Below are 15,524 nucleotides of genomic sequence, written 5' to 3' on the forward strand. Positions count from 1 at the left end.
ATCTGGCCTCCTTCATCACTATCCGGCATGTGAAGCTTTCTGGTATAGTGCAATATCAAATACATCGTCCGGGCGCAAAATGTTATCCACCAATCGCCATTTCTGGTGATCCGTCGCCTGCTGAGGATAATTGAACAAGGACTTCAATCCATTGCCATATCGCATCGCGACAATCACATGTTCATTCGTCAATGAATAAAGCTGGTCCAGAATGTCATACTTCATGGCAACCGTGGAACTGAAAATAATATGAGTGGCTTCTTTCGTATATGCGAGTTCCTGAACGAGTGCCTTCTGCAAATGAATGCGGAGACCCGCGCCCAATGTTTCGACTACAGCCTGGCCGAGCCCAATCGCCTCATCATCAATATCAATGCCAACCACCTGCGCTCCCGTTCTTCTTGCTATAAGCAGGGGCGTCATCGGAAATGCACCCGAGCCAATCAGCAGCACCTTGGAGTCTGAAGTGACATGAAAGCTGCCGAATTCCTTTTCAATGCACTCCTCAATATTTTTGAAATAATCTGCTATTTCCACTTCACCTTGCTGCAGCTTCATCGCCCGGTACTTCTCCATGATCGCTACACAAAGGGAGGATTGCTGCCTCAGATTCAGTACAAGCTGTTCAAAATCCGTGCTTCTCTCCAGTTCCTTATCTGCCCAAAACGACTCGTGATGCTTATCGGTGATCCAATGGGAATAGGAGTTGATGGCATTCTCCATCTGTTCCGAATGCTGAACGGAATGATCGTATACCTTTGCCAGTTGTTCAAAAGTAGTTGAAAAATCATTCAACTGTTTGGTAAAATCCATGACCGTACTCATGTGCTTCCCCCTTATTCAAGTTCAGATGTTGAACGTCAATAAAAGCTTTACCCTGTGCCACAATGCCAACAGACCCTTCAATATGGATACTCCCCAGGCCATTCTCATCAAACTGGGCCTCGACCTGGATCGAACCTCCAGGCTGTTTAATTCGCGCCGTAATTTCTCTCCCTGTCTTCCAGGCCAGATAGGCTCCCAGAGAAGCCGTGCCTGAACCGCATCCCCTTTCCCATATCAGGCTATCCAGTCCAGGGACATAAATCAGCGGAGCCAACTCTTCCGATTGGGGTTTGTATAACAAAATGCCAATCAGTTTGTCTCCCAGAGTTAAGCCCAGCAGACGTGCCAGGTTCTGCGCTCTTTTTTGGATCGCATCATCGAATTCGTCGACTTCCACCACGATATGGATAAACTCCTCGTACCGAACAATAATCATATCCAGGTCGATTCCTTCGTATTTTATCGTCTGTCGTTCAATCTGTTTGGGAAGCGGCATGGTCACCTGGCAGTCGTATTCATTCAGCCGCTTCTTCACTTGGCAGGCAATCAATTGCTCTGTACCGGAGACCTCCAACAGCAATTCAGTAAAATCTTGCGGTCCCATCTCCTGTTCGGATGCAATATATGCTGCCAAAGCCATGCAGGCATTACCGCAAAACTCGCCTCCAGCCATATGTAAGTGTGCTGCAGCTTCGCGCCTGAGGGGAGGTACGATAAATCCGACTTGTTCGGCATACACATGATCGTAGGACATGATCCTTGAAGCGATGTGTTGGTATTCCTCCGCTGGATGACTTGTTTTCACCAAAACCGTCATATTCTGTGTTGGATTAAACTTGATAAATTCGATTTCCTGTTTCATCCCAGCTACCTCTATTCTTGTTCATTCGAATTCGGATGAGCTTCACCTGACTCCATCGGCGTAGCTTTTAATAGTAATTATTACGATTAATAATCGTGAAAAATATAGCATACAAATTTGAGACCGTCAACAATATTTTTCCATTTCGAGGTCACCCCTGTATGCTTCCTGTACGTTGGTATTCTTGGATACTCATGTATCTATGTTTCATATTTTTTGCTCTGTTTGTGCAGACAAAAAAAACGATCACCGTATGAAGGTAACCGTCTTTGTCGCCATTGATTCGGTTTTTACACATGTCGCATCAATCACCCTGTGACTGCAGGCTTTGCAGAGCCTGCTCCGCCAAAGCAGCGAGGAGATGCGCTCCCAGCGGGAGCGCCCGTTCATCCAGATCAAAAGCAGGATGATGCCACTCATGCGGTCCGGATGTACCCAGGAAGAGGAAGAGGCCCGGAACCTCCTTCTGATAAAAGGAAAAATCCTCGCCTGCCGGAGAAGGCAGCGGTCTGACACTGTTCAGCCCTACTTCCCCCGCAACCTGTTCAGCCGCGGCTGCCAGGACAGCATCGTTAACCACCGCAGGTGGCCCCTGAATCCAGCGAACCGTTGCCCGTGTCCCGTATGCTGCTGCCACACCAGCCACGACCTGGTTGAATCGTTCACGAATACGTGCACGGACTTTCTCGTCGAAGGTCCGGACCGTGCCATCCAATATCGCTTGATCCGGAATGACATTCCAGGCTGTACCGCTGTGAATTTTGGTCACGCTGATGACGGCGCTCTCCTGTGCGCCCACATTGCGACTCACGATCGCCTGCAAGGCTGTTACAATATGTGAGGCAACCACAATCGGGTCGATTCCGGCTTCCGGCACTGCCGCATGTGTTCCCACTCCTTCGACGTTCACCACAAAACCGTCCGCCGCTGCCAGCAGCGCTCCTTCCCGGATGCCGACTGTACCGACTTGAAGATCCGGCTTGTTATGGAGACCAAACACGGCGCGGACGTCAGTCAGCGCCCCGCTTTGGATGACCTGCCTCGCCCCCGTTGCTTTTTCTTCCGAAGGCTGGAACAGCAGCCTCACTTTGCCCGGCAGCCGGGATTCACGCTGTTTCAGCAATCGTGCGGCACCAACCAAAATGGCCGTGTGTGCGTCATGCCCGCAAGCATGCATCCTGCCTGCAACCTTGGAGGCGAACTCCAGCTTCGTCTCTTCCTGGATGGGCAGGGCATCAATATCTGCTCGGAGGGCCACCACAGGACCTTCACTCTGGCCGACCTCGGCAATCAGGCCCGTACGCAGTACATATTCATCTGCAATGCGTACCCCTTCCTCCTCCAGCCAACCGCGAATGGCAGTCGTTGTTTCCCTTTCCTCGCCTGACAATTCCGGATTGCGGTGCAAATGCCGACGAATTGCAATTAACCGCTCCGCGAATGCTTCATCCGGTACAGCAGAAATGGTCTGCGTGCGACTCTCTTCTTCTTGCCCTACTTGCTGCTCGGGCTGTTTCAGCTCACTCTTCACAACATGGCCTCCTTCGATCGTCATTCATTTATGGGCAGACGACGTTCAGATCTGCGTCCTTCTAACCAATAGCAGCTTGCGCAGGTTGGGATTCAATCCCGAATTCGGCCAACCCCTGTTCTTCCAATGCCTCGCGCAGCAATTCAAAAGAGCGAATGCGTTTGGCAAAATCACGCGTGGCTGTCGTGACAATCAATTCATTCACGGCAAAATCATTCTGAAATTTCTGCAAAGCCTGACCTACCTTTTCCTTCGTTCCGCGGGTTACGCTTGGTTCCAGGACCTCGATGCGATATTTCTCATTCGATTGCCGCCCAAATTCTTCTGCCTGCTCCACCGAGCCAACCGTCAGCACTTTGCCATTCTCCAGATGGATCTTGACCAGCATGTGCTCACTCGCCAGCTCCTCTGCTTCTTCCTCACTCTCCGCCACAATTAATGATATGGCAAGCACGGCGTAAGGCTCTCGGCCATTCGAACGATCGAATCCCTCCCTGTAGACACGGAGAGCTTCTTGTGCCACTTCAATATTGCTGTTAATAAACAAGGAAAACACATAAGGGAGTCCAAGTTCCGCCGCCATGCCGGCGCTATCGACACTTGCTCCGAGTACATACAGCTCTGCAGGAATCTCAGATGCGGGTGCAGCACTTAGGCCAGCGAGTGGATGGGATTCATCTGCATACGGTTCATTATGGATAAACTGTTTCACTTGCCGTATTTTCTCCTTCAGTGAAGCTGCCTCCTGGATCCCCTGCTGCAGAGCCTGCGTCGAACGAGGCAGTCCCCCTGGCGCACGCCCGATTCCAAGATCAATCCTTCCTGGTCCAAGCGCTGCAAGCACATTGAAATTCTCGGCAACTTTGTAAGGACTGTAATGCTGGAGCATGACCCCGCCGGAACCGAGACGAATCCGCTCCGTGTGAGCCAATAAGTGGGAGATGAGCACCTCCGGTGAAGAACCTGCCACATGCCCTGAATCATGATGCTCCGATACCCAGAAACGGTGAAATCCAAGCTGTTCTGCGCGCTGTACCAGTTCAATCGTATGCCGGAATGCATCCACCGGCGTCTCCCCTTCATAGATCGGGGTCTGATCCAATATGCCTAAACGAATCCCCATACGTTCTCCTCCTCCAATTATGCTGCCCAAGCTGCATTCCCCAGCCTGTTCTTGCTCTATAATTGCCGCAGCAGTTCCCCAAAGGGCTCTGCAAACGGTGAATGTTCTTCTTTTAACGTCACGACACTAATCTGCAGCGATACCCCTGCGACTTCATGGACCTGAATGGGAAACAGTTCCTGATCCTGCACTTCCTTCTGCACGGTCAATCCAGGTAAAAAGGCAATGCCTGCGCCCTGCAGAACCAGTTTCTTCGCCGTTTCCGAGTGATCCACATGATATGTAATATCCGGCGGGTGGTCCAGGGAGTCGAATGCCCGGTGAATACGCAGCCAGTCCAGGGAACCGCATTCGAAGAAGACCAGCCGCTCATTGCGAATTGCCTCCATACTGACATGTCCGCGTTCAATAAATGGATGTCCCTTGTACACATACAGCTGGATTGGATCCTCATAAAAAGCGATCGTGCGGATGGCCGGGTGCATGACCTTGCGCACAAAGGCGAGATCAATCTCCTGAGCAAGCAGCTTGGCAATCAGCTGGTCTGTTGTTGCCGTTGTCAGCTTGATGCTGACCTCCGGGTAAGCTTCCTTGATTTTGGGCAGGAAGTCCGGAATGACATAGTTGGATACCGAAACGGTACTGCCGAGACGCAGCGCATCCGGTGTTGTACGGCGCTGCTGAATCTTCTGCCTGCCCTTTTGGATAACCTGCAGCACCTGCTGGGCGTAAGGGAGAAATTTTCTCCCCTCATCCGTAAGCACGATCTGCTTCCCAAGTCGATCGAACAGCTTGCAGCCGAGCTCACGTTCCAGTGATTGAATGCGAGCCGTGACAGATGGTTGGGACAAAAAGAGTACTTCGGCAGCCTTATTGAAGCTTCCGTAATGATTGATATATACAAATGCTTCAATGTTCTCAATATTCATAAGCGCCTCCGCATCCACGTCCACAGACGTTTGACCTTATATCAATTTAACCAATCAACTTACTTGGTTTTAAGTTATCGTAATACCATCCTTTTCCAGTGTCAATATCAATTCATCCAGCGAACGATCCAATCGGGCAGTAATGTCTTCCGAGAGCCCATATTTCCCGTCATCCAGACGATCTACCCCTTGATCAACCGCGTAAACACCGCCCAGAATATGTCTACCCCCAAGTGCGGCGAGCACGGGCTTCAATGCATAGTCGATGGCCAGCAGATGGGCAATGGACCCGCCAATGACAAGCGGAAGTGACACTTTGCCGCGAAGTCCCTCCTGTGGAATCAGATCAAGGAATAGCTTCAGCACACCGGAATAGGATGCTTTATACACCGGCGTAGCCACGATGACCGCATCTGCTGCCTCAACCACAGCGAGCGCATCGCGAACAAAGGAGCTGTCGAAACGGGCCTGCACGAGATCTTCCGCAGGCAGGTCAGCTACATGGATGACTTCAACGGTAATCCCTGCTTCGGCCAATTTATGTTCACTGTAATCGGTAAGTCCGGTCAAACGCGAACGTTTGGAAGGTGCTCCGGCAATAATAACAACATGAGACATGAATATCTCCTCCTTGGAATTGCGGTCAAGCCGCTCCTTTTACTCTTGGATCAAGCCGGTCACGAATATCGTCTCCAATCAGATTCACTGCAAGTACAAACATGGTAATGGCAAGTCCGGGGAAGGTACAGATCCACCAGGCTACTGTAAGGTAACCTCTCCCCTGCGAGAGCAATGCTCCCCAATCCGGAATTTCCTTCAACACGCCAAGTCCAAGAAAACTGAGCCCGGAACCTGTCAGAATGGAGGTTCCAACCCCCAATGTTGCCATCACCAGCAGGGGAGACAAGGAATGAGGCAGGACATGCCGCCAGAAAATGCGTCCACTCGAGCCGCCAAGTGATCGTGTCGCTGTAATAAACGGCAGACTTTTGACAGACATCACCTGCCCGCGCATGACCCGTGCATATCCCGGAATGGAGGCTACGGCTACGGCCAGTGCAATGTTAATCAGTCCGGGGCCCAGTGCAGCGGCTACGGACAAAGCCAGCAGCACTCCCGGGACAGCCATCAGAATATCAACGGTACGCATAATGGCCGTATCCACAATACCACCTGTGTACCCGGAGATAATCCCCAAGGCACTGCCCACCAGGCCGCCGACAAGCACCGAAGCGAATCCAATCAGCAGCGAATCCCTGCTGCCATGCACGACGACGCTGAAGATATCCCTTCCGAAATAATCGGTACCGAACCAATGCGCCGCAGAAGGTGCCTGCAGTATGGCATCCGTCATCATCTGCGTTGGATCATAAGGAGCAATCCAGCCCGGTACAATGGCACAGGTGAGGGTGAATAAAACGACCAGCAGCGCTGCATAAAAGAATAATCGGGAAACCGCAAACGAGATGCGGTAACGTCCGGAACGGCGATTCCAGAGGCGTAAACGCCCCGTGCTGCCGGTCCATGCTTTTTTGTCACCCACCAATGGTTTCATGCTCATGAGAATCCTCCTCCCTCATCCGCAAGTGTTCAGACGGTTCCTTGCAATCATGTGCGGACTGCACGTCTGACTCTTGGATCGATGTACGCATACGATATATCCACCAGCAAATTCAGCACGACATAGATGATTGCTGTAAAAAAGACAACGCCCTGTACAACAGGCAGGTCTTTGGCCATCAAGGCATCCGCAATAATCCGGCCGATCCCCTGTCTGGAGAAGACGGTCTCTACCACAACGGTTCCCGCAAGCAGATCTCCAATCAACATGCCAATGACGGTAACGGCAGGAATCAAGGCATTGCGGAGTGCGTGTACGTACATGATCGTGCGCTCCGTAAGTCCTTTGGCACGCAATGCCACGATAAAGGGTTCATTAACGACTTCGAGCATACTGTTGCGCACCATCCGAACGATGAAACCTGCACCGACCAGCCCCAGGGTGGCTGCCGGCAGCACCAATGAACCAAAGCCGTCCGAACCCATGGCCGGGAACCACCCCAGCTGAACCGAGAACAGCAGAATTAACAGAATACCGGTCCAGAACGTTGGCATGGAGATGCCAAACAGTCCAACAAGCCGGGCAATAAAATCGATCACGCCATTCCGGTGAATGGCGGACAGCACGCCAAGCGTGATGCCGATAGTAATCGCAATGATGGAACTTAGTGCCGTCAGTGCCAGGGTGGCCGGGAAATGCTCCAGAATTTTCGGAAGCACCGGATCGGAGTTGATCATGGACTTGCCAAAATCCCCGCGCAGCATGTCGCCGAAATAGTTCGCAAACTGAATGTAAAACGGCTGATCCAGACCAAGCTGAGCCCGCAGGTTCTCGATCATCTCCGGCGTAGCCGAGGACGGATCCAGCATGAGCAGGACCGGATCACCCGGCAGAAGATACATGATGCAGTACACCAGCACCGAAGCTCCGAAAATTACAAATAGTGATGTTGCAAGCCGAGTCAGTATCGTTTGAACCATACCGGGTCGTCTCCTTCCTGAATGCGTGATGGGCTCTTCATGTTATGGCTGGATTCGCACGTCGTTGAACAAGGGGTAACCAAGCGAATCGAATTTGACGCCCTGCACAGATTTCGATGCAGCGACCGTATAAGGGAATACATAGATCGGTAAAATCACAGCCTGATCAATCAGAACTTGCTGAATCTCGTTATAGATCTCCACGCGTTTCTCCGGATCTGTCTCCACTGCCCCCTGCTCCAGCAATTGATCGATCTTCGGATCGGACAACCCGGACAATGTCCGACGTTCACCTTCCGCGCTGGTATGATAGAAGGCGTACAGAGCATTCGGATCGGAATTGACCTGGCTGTTTCCATACAGATCATAGTCCCAATTCTGATAAATGACAGTGGCAATGTCTTTCGTAATTTCAACTTCGACGGCGATACCGACCTGTTTCAGCTGCTGCTGAATGATTGCCGCAATATCATTGCGCTTTTCCCGGTTGGGAGAACCATCCACATAACGCAGCGTCAGCTTCTGGCCATCTTTTTCACGTATGCCATCCGCGCCCTTGATCCAGCCCTGCTCATCCAGCAGCTGATTGGCTTTGTTGATGTCGGGATTGATGCTTCCTTCCAGCGAGGCATCATAACCCAGAATTCCTGGAGACAGTGCAGACCACGCTCGTTCGTAGTTGCCCAGATACAATGTTTTGACAATGGATTCCACATCTACGGCCGATTGCACCGCCTGTCTGACTTTCACATCGTCCCAAGGTGCTTTGCGCAGATTGAAAAAGAGTGTATATGGCAGTCCTACCGTATTGGCCTGCAGCAATTGCTGGTTCGGGTCATTCTTCAGGGCCGCAACATTCTGCGGTGGAACAGTCTCTGCAGCGAGTACCTGACCGCTCTGTACGCTACCGATGCGTGTCGCTTCCTCTGGAACAATTTTGAAAGTGATCGTATCGAGATGAGGTGCAGCTTTGTTTTCGACTGTCTCTGGGGCCCAGTTGTAATCCTTGTTTTTGGCGACGACGATATCCGCATTTTCATCCCATTTCACGAAGGTGTACGGTCCGGTGCCCACCGGGTTTTTGCCCAGTTGATCGCCATATTTCTTGGCAGCTGTAGGTGACACGATACCCAGAAGGGCCTGGCTTAAGTTGCCCAGGAAGGCCTGTGAAGGTGACGCCAGATTCACCTTGATGGTGTATTCATCAATGACCTCGGAAGATTGATAGGGTCTGATCAGCGCAAGGGAATTGGCAGCTTTGGTGGCCGGATCGATGACGCGATCCAGATTGTATTTCACGGCTTCAGCATTAAACGGTGTGCCGTCGTGGAACTTCACGTCCTCACGGAGCTTGAACGTATAACTCTTGCCATCCTCCGATACGCTCCATTCCGTGGCGAGCCACGGCTTGATGGAACCGTCAGGCAGCTGCACCACCAGATTGTCGTAGATGGTCCGGATGGCACGTACCGTCACGGCAAGCCCACTCCGATGAGGGTCCAGCGTATCCGGTGATGTGGCAAGAGCGAAGGTAAGATTCCCGCCCTCCGCTTGGCTGGCCTGTTCACCACCAGATGCTTGAGCCGAACCGCTGGAGCTGCCACCCGCTCCGCAACCGGACAATACCATTACCAATACTGCTGCCAATGCCATAACTTTCATCCACGCGATAGACCTGCTCATATCGTTTCCCCCTCTGTGTATACAGGTGTCATTTTTATTTTGATATAACCTATGAGATAAGTCGGTTTTAATGTGCAAGAAAGCTTTATTTAAGTGTTATAACCTGCTGTTCATTTCTCCGACAGTCATGATTGTTATGCCTGCTGCACTTGCTCCCGGGCTGCCGTATAACGATTCACCGGAATCTGCACACCGAGATTGCCACGGAGTGTGTCATGCTCATACTCTGTACGGTAAATGCCCCGCTCCTGCAGAATCGGAACGACCAGTTCCACGAAATCGGACAAGCCACTTGGCAGTTCCGAATGAATAATGAACCCATCAGCAGCCTCTGCTTCAAACCACTCCTGGATTTTGTCAGCTACCTGTTCCGGTGTGCCGAGGAATTTGCTCTTCGGTGTAGCTGCTCGCAATGCCACTTCGCGCAGTGTCAATCCCTGCTCTTTGGCGTCCTTCTTGATTTTGTCCGTGCCGCTGCGGAAGCTGTTGCTGCCAATGCCGTTCAGTTCAGGGAACGGTTCATCCAGCGGATATTGGGAGAAGTCATGATGCTCGAAGAAACGCCCCAGATAATCCAGTGCTTTGTCGATCGTAACGAGACTGGCAATCTCCTCGTATTTACGCTCGGCTTCTTCTTCCGTCCGTCCTACAATCGGGCTGATGCCTGGCAGAATGACGATATCCCCAGAAGAGCGTCCATAGGAAGCAGCACGCGTCTTGACATCCTTGTAAAAGGCTTGTGCATCTTCGATCGTATCATGTCCGGTAAACACCGCATCGGCTTCTTTTGCAGCAAGGGTTTTGCCATCATCAGAGGAACCTGCCTGGAAAATAACCGGCTGACCTTGTCGTGAACGGGCAATGTTCAGTGGTCCCTGTACCGAGAAGAACTCTCCTTCGTGGTTGAGTGTGTGCAGTTTGGATGGATCGAAGAAGACACCGCTCTCCTTGTCTCTGACAAATGCATCATCTTCCCACGAATCCCAAAGGCCTTTGGTCACCTGTAAATATTCGGTTGCAATGCGATATCGTTCCGGATGGGTAGGGTGGTTGCTTCTACTGTAGTTCTTGGCTGATCCTTCAAGCGGGGAGGTAACCACGTTCCAGCCTGCACGACCGTCGCTGATCAGATCCAGCGAACCAAACTGTCTGGCAACAGTGAACGGATCGCTATAGGACGTGGAGAGGGTTCCAACCAGACCGATCCGCGATGTAACTGCGGCCAAGGCGGACAACAGACTAATCGGTTCGAACCGGTTCAGGAAGTGGGGAATGGATTTTTCGGTAATATACAGACCGTCAGCAATAAAAACGAGATCGAACTTGCCTTCTTCCGCTTTCAGCGTCTGGCGTTTGTAGAACTCAAAATTCACACTTGCATCCGCCTGAATCTCCGGGTGTCTCCATGTGGTCATGCTGCCTCCGACACCGTGAACAATGGCTCCAAATTTCAAACTGCGTTTTGCTGTCATATACATTCCGCCTTCCCTATATTGGATTAGGTTGATGCAACAAGGTCCAAGTCACAAGGTTCACATCCCCAAAACTCAAAAGTTAACTATTCCTATGAGTTTGGTCAGTTTTATAATTTCACAAATCTTATCACTGCCCTGTGAAAGGGTCAACCGTGTGACTAATAGAACTTTTCTATATGGAAATAAGGGTTTTGAATAAGAGCCATTATTCCGTCGCTCCCGCCTGTAGTCCACTCCCTGTGCAGTTTTCCGCAGCCGGAAGCAACGAAATTCATCTATCCTGCAAGGGCCGATCAGACAGCTGCCGCTTCGCCCGGCTGCGCGAGAAGCGCGGCAAGCTTCTCCAGATCTGGTTCCAGCAAAGCCTCAAACTTGCCTTCCCCTCCCACTTCAATGACAGGAACATGGCGAATGCCATATTTCGCTTCAAGTACATCCCTGAGCACGTCATTGCCTTCTACTTCAATGTTCACAAAAGGCTGATTCCGTGACGTCAAAAACGCTTTGACCTCACCGCAGAAATGACAGCCTGTTTTGCTCCATAGCACTACTTTTTTGGATGATGAAGACATCGACAACCCTCCTGATTGAATTCAAGATTAAGATCGAGGCAAGTCCTCAGACCTTTAATTCCTACCTGTTGAATAAGAATTATGGCTATAAATGTACTCCTCGTGCCTTCAAGCGTCAATGGAGCTGCTAATAGAATAAACCTATAACCACATAGAAAGATTAAATTTAATTTTTTTAGAACGGCAGAAGCAGCCCTTATTTTTTGCTTGCCTCCTTGACCATGTGAAAGACTTTTTGGGCCATCTCAACATAAAAATGAACCTGATCCGGACTTTGATCGATAGCCCATCTGAGATTATCAAAGGTCTTGAGCAGCAATACATGTCTTAGCAGATCAAGCTCCTTTTCATTCAGCCCGTAACTGTCCAAAAAAGCGTTCAATTGTTCAGGTTCAGGGCCTTCCCCGTGGATCTGGCAGCATATCATATGTATGATATCGCCATAAGGTACAACAGTGACTTCTGCATTTCCCCAATCCAGCAGTGTAACTTGTCCTGTCTGGGAAACCATCGTGTTCTTCAATGAGAGGTCACCATGGCACAGGCCGAAACGGAACTCTTCCATTTTCACATTTTCAAACCAATGTCGTACCATTCCCGATTCCGTTTTCGTGATTACGCCAAACGCAATCAGGGGGTCATGCTCCGTTAAGCTCTGGATATTGTACTGCACATAACCCTGCCAACTGCCGTCTGATCCCGGATGCGGAGGGGAATAAAACCTGCCCTGGACAGGGTCCATCTGCTCCCCAAAACCATCCACTGGGATGGAATGAATACATTTCGCATATTCACCAAGTTTTCTCCAGATATCGGTCGTGTCTACGGTTGTGTCCAATCCGTTATCTCCTTCGACAAATGTTTGAATCATATATGCCGTTTCGTCCGTGATTCCGACGGATAACGTCTCTGGGCCAGGAATACCCGCTGCCGCAGCTTGCTCAATGCACCATTTTTCCTTCATAAAAGTGGGATAATTGGCTTTGTCATTCATGCGAACAACCACTTTATGTTGTTCCGTCTCAACGAGGCAAACCTGATTGACGAAACCTTTTCCAATGATCTGATGGGATGATTTCACTGGATCATGCAGAAAATCATGGGTAATTCGTTCGGCTAGTAATACAACTTTATTCTTCATCATGCACCATCCCTAGTTCGCATCCTAAGTTAGCTCTGCGAAGATTCAATTGGTCATAGTGTAAGGTGAAACCGCTTACGTTTCAATCATCATGGATAAAATTCTTATATGTAAAGCCCGGATGCGAAATGAAATGGTGCAATACGCTGCACATTACATCTCGCATCATGCCGATCCGGTTCACAGCAAGCCTCCACATTACAAATCTTCGTTCAAGAGCTGCGGCGGGGCGATGATCGGCAAGCCTTCTTCAATCACATGCAGCTGTTCCGGTGATACGGTCAGCACATGACCTGAATGGACTCCCCACCTTTCTGCTGCGTAGACTGTTACGAACCTCCTGCGTTTGCCTGCGTTGATCTGATACCGGATTTCTGGCGTATCAGCTGCAGCAACGATACAACCCTCCGACCAGCCGTTGGCCGAATCATGAATCGATGAGATATGCACATGTCGGACGTCAAGCGGCCATCCCTGAATTTCGCCAGCGGATACTACAGCTTCTCCGGCAGGAATGCCGAGCAGATCCGGTTTGGCTACCTGAACAGGAGATATTCCGCGCGGTACGGGAATATTCAACTTGCGTCGCAATCCTCCGGTCAGACGATATACATCGCCTTTGACATCCGATACGAAGCAGCCTTCCGGATAAAAGTCGTTGCTGCGTCTTGGCTTCGGCAAGCCGTCGTGACTGCTCTGGGTGGCAATTCGCTGCCGCGGATCGGTCTTCCCCGGATCGATGCAATCCGGCGGTACAGTCGAATTCGCCTGTGCCATATGCTGCGCGATCTGCAATGTTTTTGCGACCAGCGTGTGCGGGTCTCCCCATTTTCGGGAATGAAACTGTTCGTTCCCCTTGTTCACTGTCGCAAAATCCTGTTCGCCAAGCGCCTTCATGCTGACACTTCCAAAGTGATGAATAAATGCATCGCCTGCAACCGCAAGCTTGTATCCTGCCAGCTTCACCCGAATCATCCAGTCATCATCTTCAAAGTTGCCTACCGCATACCCTTCATCCAGATATCCCACCCGCTCCAGCAGCTCTCGTGAGAACAGCCAGCAAAATCCGACGAGCCGTTCGGTCATCCGATGCTTATCAGGGTCAGGCCGATTGTGTCTCCTGGCAAAAGACCACATATCCTCTACCTCAGAATACGGAACGTCAATCTGCTGATCGCCGCCAATATAGTTGGTGACCGGACCAACCAGACCGATCTCGGGATCACTGTCAAGGCATGCCATCATGTTGTCAAGCCAGCCTGGCGTGACCAGCGTATCGTTATTCAGGACCACGATATGTCTGCCTCTTGCCATCATCAGGCCCTGGTTGACACCTCCGGCGAATCCGCGATTGACGTCCAGTGCAGCCACCCTCACCATGCCGCCTTTGCGCAGCATCGCTTCCGCTGTACCGTCCTTGGAGGCGTTATCCACAACGATAATTTCGTAGGGAGCGGGCGTATGTTTCTCGATACTGGATACACACTTGAGGACATACTCCCGCTGATTATAGGTCGGAATAATGATGCTGACCCCTTCAAATACCAGTCCAAAAGAACTCTGCCCCTGCCGTACTCCTTCATCGTATCCCCTGCTGTAACCTTGTTTGTACAGTTTAGCAGCTCTGTCCCCCCGCTTGCCTTTCCCTCTGCGTCCCGACTTCCGCACAGAGCTCTGTCCAGCGGAATGCAGAACAACTTCGGCGGGTCCAGAAACATGCCGTTGTCTGGGTAATTTACCTGGTTTGCTCACGTTGCTTCCTCCATTTCCCCTCATCCGGATGTGTTACGTAAAAACCACCCGCCAGACTGTCCATTAGAGATGAAGCTCTCCTGTAACCAATTTGTCAGCCAAATGTCCAAAATCCAGAGCTACCCTTCCAAGTTCCCCGGCAATGCGCGTGCACAGAACCACGGCCGGAATACCTGCGGCTACCAAAGCAATGTCGAAGTCATGCGCTGCTGTTTCCTGCATCACTCTGGGAATGTCCATGAAACCGGCGACAGCACCAATGATCCCTGTCACCTGGACCCCGCGGCTGAGAAGGAGTGCACCCAGTTCGCTCGCCCGGCGGCCGATCAGCAGTACGCGGCGGCCATTCAGTACAGGCAGCAGCAGTCCCGACTGATGCAGACTGTAGTTGATCGTGGAACTGGTCAGCTTCAACCGGGACCAGTCAATCCCGAAGTGGCGCATGACCGGGAATAGCAAGCCCTGAAACGTGGGCGCTCGCGAGATGGGCACCCCGACCCAATCCGCCCCCTGAATTGCTTCGGCTAGCGCAGCCCGAATCTCGGGAACGGAGCGCGGCACCCCTGCGTAAGGCAGGAACGGGGCGAGCTCCTGCACCTGCTCGCCGGGCAGCACCGTGTCGGCTGCCAGCGTCAGCAGTTCGCCATCCCCGAGGCGAACGACCGACAGGGGGCGCTGTGCATCCAGCGCTCCCCGGATCTGGTCAGCCACCTCGTGGGGGCTGGCCAAACGGGTGAGGCTGGGCGCGTACTGGCGAAAACCCGCCGCAATCAGATCTGCCGCCGCTACGGCAGGCAGAATATGGTCCGGCGGAATGTGCTGCGCCACCAGCGCCTCCCCGCCCGCGAATACGCCGTCGCGGTAGCCCTCGGCGTAGCCGCCGGGTGCGCCTGCCGGCTCCGCAGGCGGCAGAGCCCCTGCGCTGCCCGCATGTGCGGCGGCAGCGCCATCCTGCCCCGCGGGGGCGACACCACCAGCGTGCGGGTGGCGTATCGCCTGGAGCGGGGCAGGTCCAGCACCGCGGGCAGGCATCGCCTTCGGCGTGCTGGCTTGCGGTGCTGGCGCAGGCGCACGGCGCGCAGCCGGGCGC

14 protein-coding genes are annotated in these 15,524 nt (G+C 52.0%); all 14 read right to left on the reverse strand.

The window, feature by feature from the left end:
• Positions 1 to 18 precede the first annotated feature (18 nt).
• Positions 19 to 825: a nicotianamine synthase family protein gene (locus HP552_RS08170; RefSeq protein WP_175395052.1), complete on the reverse strand. Its 807-nt coding sequence runs from the start codon at positions 823 to 825 to the stop codon at positions 19 to 21.
• The gene (locus tag HP552_RS08175; RefSeq protein ID WP_246310802.1) at positions 788 to 1,687 is read right to left on the reverse strand and encodes a histidine racemase CntK family protein; all 900 of its coding nucleotides are present in this window, start codon (positions 1,685 to 1,687) and stop codon (positions 788 to 790) included. The genes HP552_RS08170 and HP552_RS08175 overlap by 38 nt, the downstream gene beginning before the upstream one ends.
• Positions 1,688 to 1,991: 304 nt before the next feature.
• Positions 1,992 to 3,152 (reverse strand): amidohydrolase, encoded by a 1,161-nt coding sequence (locus HP552_RS08180; RefSeq protein ID WP_312884240.1) that lies wholly within the window; start codon positions 3,150 to 3,152, stop codon positions 1,992 to 1,994.
• 127 nt (positions 3,153 to 3,279) lie between these two features.
• A complete protein-coding gene (locus HP552_RS08185) occupies positions 3,280 to 4,341 on the reverse strand; it encodes an LLM class flavin-dependent oxidoreductase (protein WP_175395054.1) in 1,062 nt (353 codons plus the stop codon).
• 56 nt (positions 4,342 to 4,397) lie between these two features.
• A complete protein-coding gene (locus tag HP552_RS08190) occupies positions 4,398 to 5,270 on the reverse strand; it encodes a LysR family transcriptional regulator (RefSeq protein WP_175395055.1) in 873 nt (290 codons plus the stop codon).
• Between the two features lie 69 nt (positions 5,271 to 5,339).
• On the reverse strand, positions 5,340 to 5,888 hold the full coding sequence (gene ssuE, locus HP552_RS08195; RefSeq protein ID WP_175395056.1) for an NADPH-dependent FMN reductase: 549 nt from the start codon (positions 5,886 to 5,888) through the stop codon (positions 5,340 to 5,342).
• Between the two features lie 25 nt (positions 5,889 to 5,913).
• Positions 5,914 to 6,831, reverse strand: coding sequence for an ABC transporter permease (locus tag HP552_RS08200; RefSeq protein ID WP_175395057.1), 918 nt, complete (start codon positions 6,829 to 6,831; stop codon positions 5,914 to 5,916).
• Between the two features lie 47 nt (positions 6,832 to 6,878).
• Positions 6,879 to 7,811: an ABC transporter permease gene (locus HP552_RS08205; RefSeq protein ID WP_175395058.1), complete on the reverse strand. Its 933-nt coding sequence runs from the start codon at positions 7,809 to 7,811 to the stop codon at positions 6,879 to 6,881.
• Between the two features lie 42 nt (positions 7,812 to 7,853).
• The gene (locus tag HP552_RS08210) at positions 7,854 to 9,494 is read right to left on the reverse strand and encodes an ABC transporter substrate-binding protein (RefSeq protein WP_175395059.1); all 1,641 of its coding nucleotides are present in this window, start codon (positions 9,492 to 9,494) and stop codon (positions 7,854 to 7,856) included.
• A gap of 134 nt (positions 9,495 to 9,628) precedes the next feature.
• Positions 9,629 to 10,966: an LLM class flavin-dependent oxidoreductase gene (locus tag HP552_RS08215; RefSeq protein ID WP_175395060.1), complete on the reverse strand. Its 1,338-nt coding sequence runs from the start codon at positions 10,964 to 10,966 to the stop codon at positions 9,629 to 9,631.
• A 296-nt stretch (positions 10,967 to 11,262) separates the two neighbouring features.
• Positions 11,263 to 11,541 (reverse strand): glutaredoxin family protein, encoded by a 279-nt coding sequence (locus HP552_RS08220; RefSeq protein ID WP_175395061.1) that lies wholly within the window; start codon positions 11,539 to 11,541, stop codon positions 11,263 to 11,265.
• Positions 11,542 to 11,737: 196 nt separating this feature from the next.
• Positions 11,738 to 12,685, reverse strand: coding sequence for an aminoglycoside phosphotransferase family protein (locus HP552_RS08225; RefSeq protein WP_246310803.1), 948 nt, complete (start codon positions 12,683 to 12,685; stop codon positions 11,738 to 11,740).
• 195 nt (positions 12,686 to 12,880) lie between these two features.
• Entirely contained in the window at positions 12,881 to 14,434 is a 1,554-nt protein-coding gene (locus tag HP552_RS08230; protein WP_312884239.1) for a glycosyltransferase family 2 protein, read from the reverse strand.
• Positions 14,435 to 14,497: 63 nt separating this feature from the next.
• Positions 14,498 to 15,466, reverse strand: coding sequence for a GT-D fold domain-containing protein (locus tag HP552_RS08235; RefSeq protein WP_246310808.1), 969 nt, complete (start codon positions 15,464 to 15,466; stop codon positions 14,498 to 14,500).
• Positions 15,467 to 15,524: the final 58 nt, after the last annotated feature.

Origin of the sequence: Paenibacillus xylanilyticus (genome assembly GCF_013359935.1) — a bacterium.
In the GTDB taxonomy this organism is placed as follows: domain Bacteria; phylum Bacillota; class Bacilli; order Paenibacillales; family Paenibacillaceae; genus Paenibacillus; species Paenibacillus xylanilyticus.

What these genes read in the sequence shown, in the direction of transcription:
- HP552_RS08170 (WP_175395052.1), bottom strand. Translation starts at nt 825, where the DNA reads ATGAGTACGGTCATGGATTTTACCAAACAGTTGAATGATTTTTCAACT.
- HP552_RS08175 (WP_246310802.1), bottom strand. Translation starts at nt 1,687, where the DNA reads ATGAAACAGGAAATCGAATTTATCAAGTTTAATCCAACACAGAATATG.
- HP552_RS08185 (WP_175395054.1), bottom strand. Translation starts at nt 4,341, where the DNA reads ATGGGGATTCGTTTAGGCATATTGGATCAGACCCCGATCTATGAAGGG.
- HP552_RS08190 (WP_175395055.1), bottom strand. Translation starts at nt 5,270, where the DNA reads ATGAATATTGAGAACATTGAAGCATTTGTATATATCAATCATTACGGA.
- ssuE (WP_175395056.1), bottom strand. Translation starts at nt 5,888, where the DNA reads ATGTCTCATGTTGTTATTATTGCCGGAGCACCTTCCAAACGTTCGCGT.
- HP552_RS08200 (WP_175395057.1), bottom strand. Translation starts at nt 6,831, where the DNA reads ATGAGCATGAAACCATTGGTGGGTGACAAAAAAGCATGGACCGGCAGC.
- HP552_RS08205 (WP_175395058.1), bottom strand. Translation starts at nt 7,811, where the DNA reads ATGGTTCAAACGATACTGACTCGGCTTGCAACATCACTATTTGTAATT.
- HP552_RS08210 (WP_175395059.1), bottom strand. Translation starts at nt 9,494, where the DNA reads ATGAGCAGGTCTATCGCGTGGATGAAAGTTATGGCATTGGCAGCAGTA.
- HP552_RS08215 (WP_175395060.1), bottom strand. Translation starts at nt 10,966, where the DNA reads ATGACAGCAAAACGCAGTTTGAAATTTGGAGCCATTGTTCACGGTGTC.
- HP552_RS08220 (WP_175395061.1), bottom strand. Translation starts at nt 11,541, where the DNA reads ATGTCTTCATCATCCAAAAAAGTAGTGCTATGGAGCAAAACAGGCTGT.
- HP552_RS08225 (WP_246310803.1), bottom strand. Translation starts at nt 12,685, where the DNA reads ATGATGAAGAATAAAGTTGTATTACTAGCCGAACGAATTACCCATGAT.
- HP552_RS08235 (WP_246310808.1), bottom strand. Translation starts at nt 15,466, where the DNA reads ATGCCTGCCCGCGGTGCTGGACCTGCCCCGCTCCAGGCGATACGCCAC.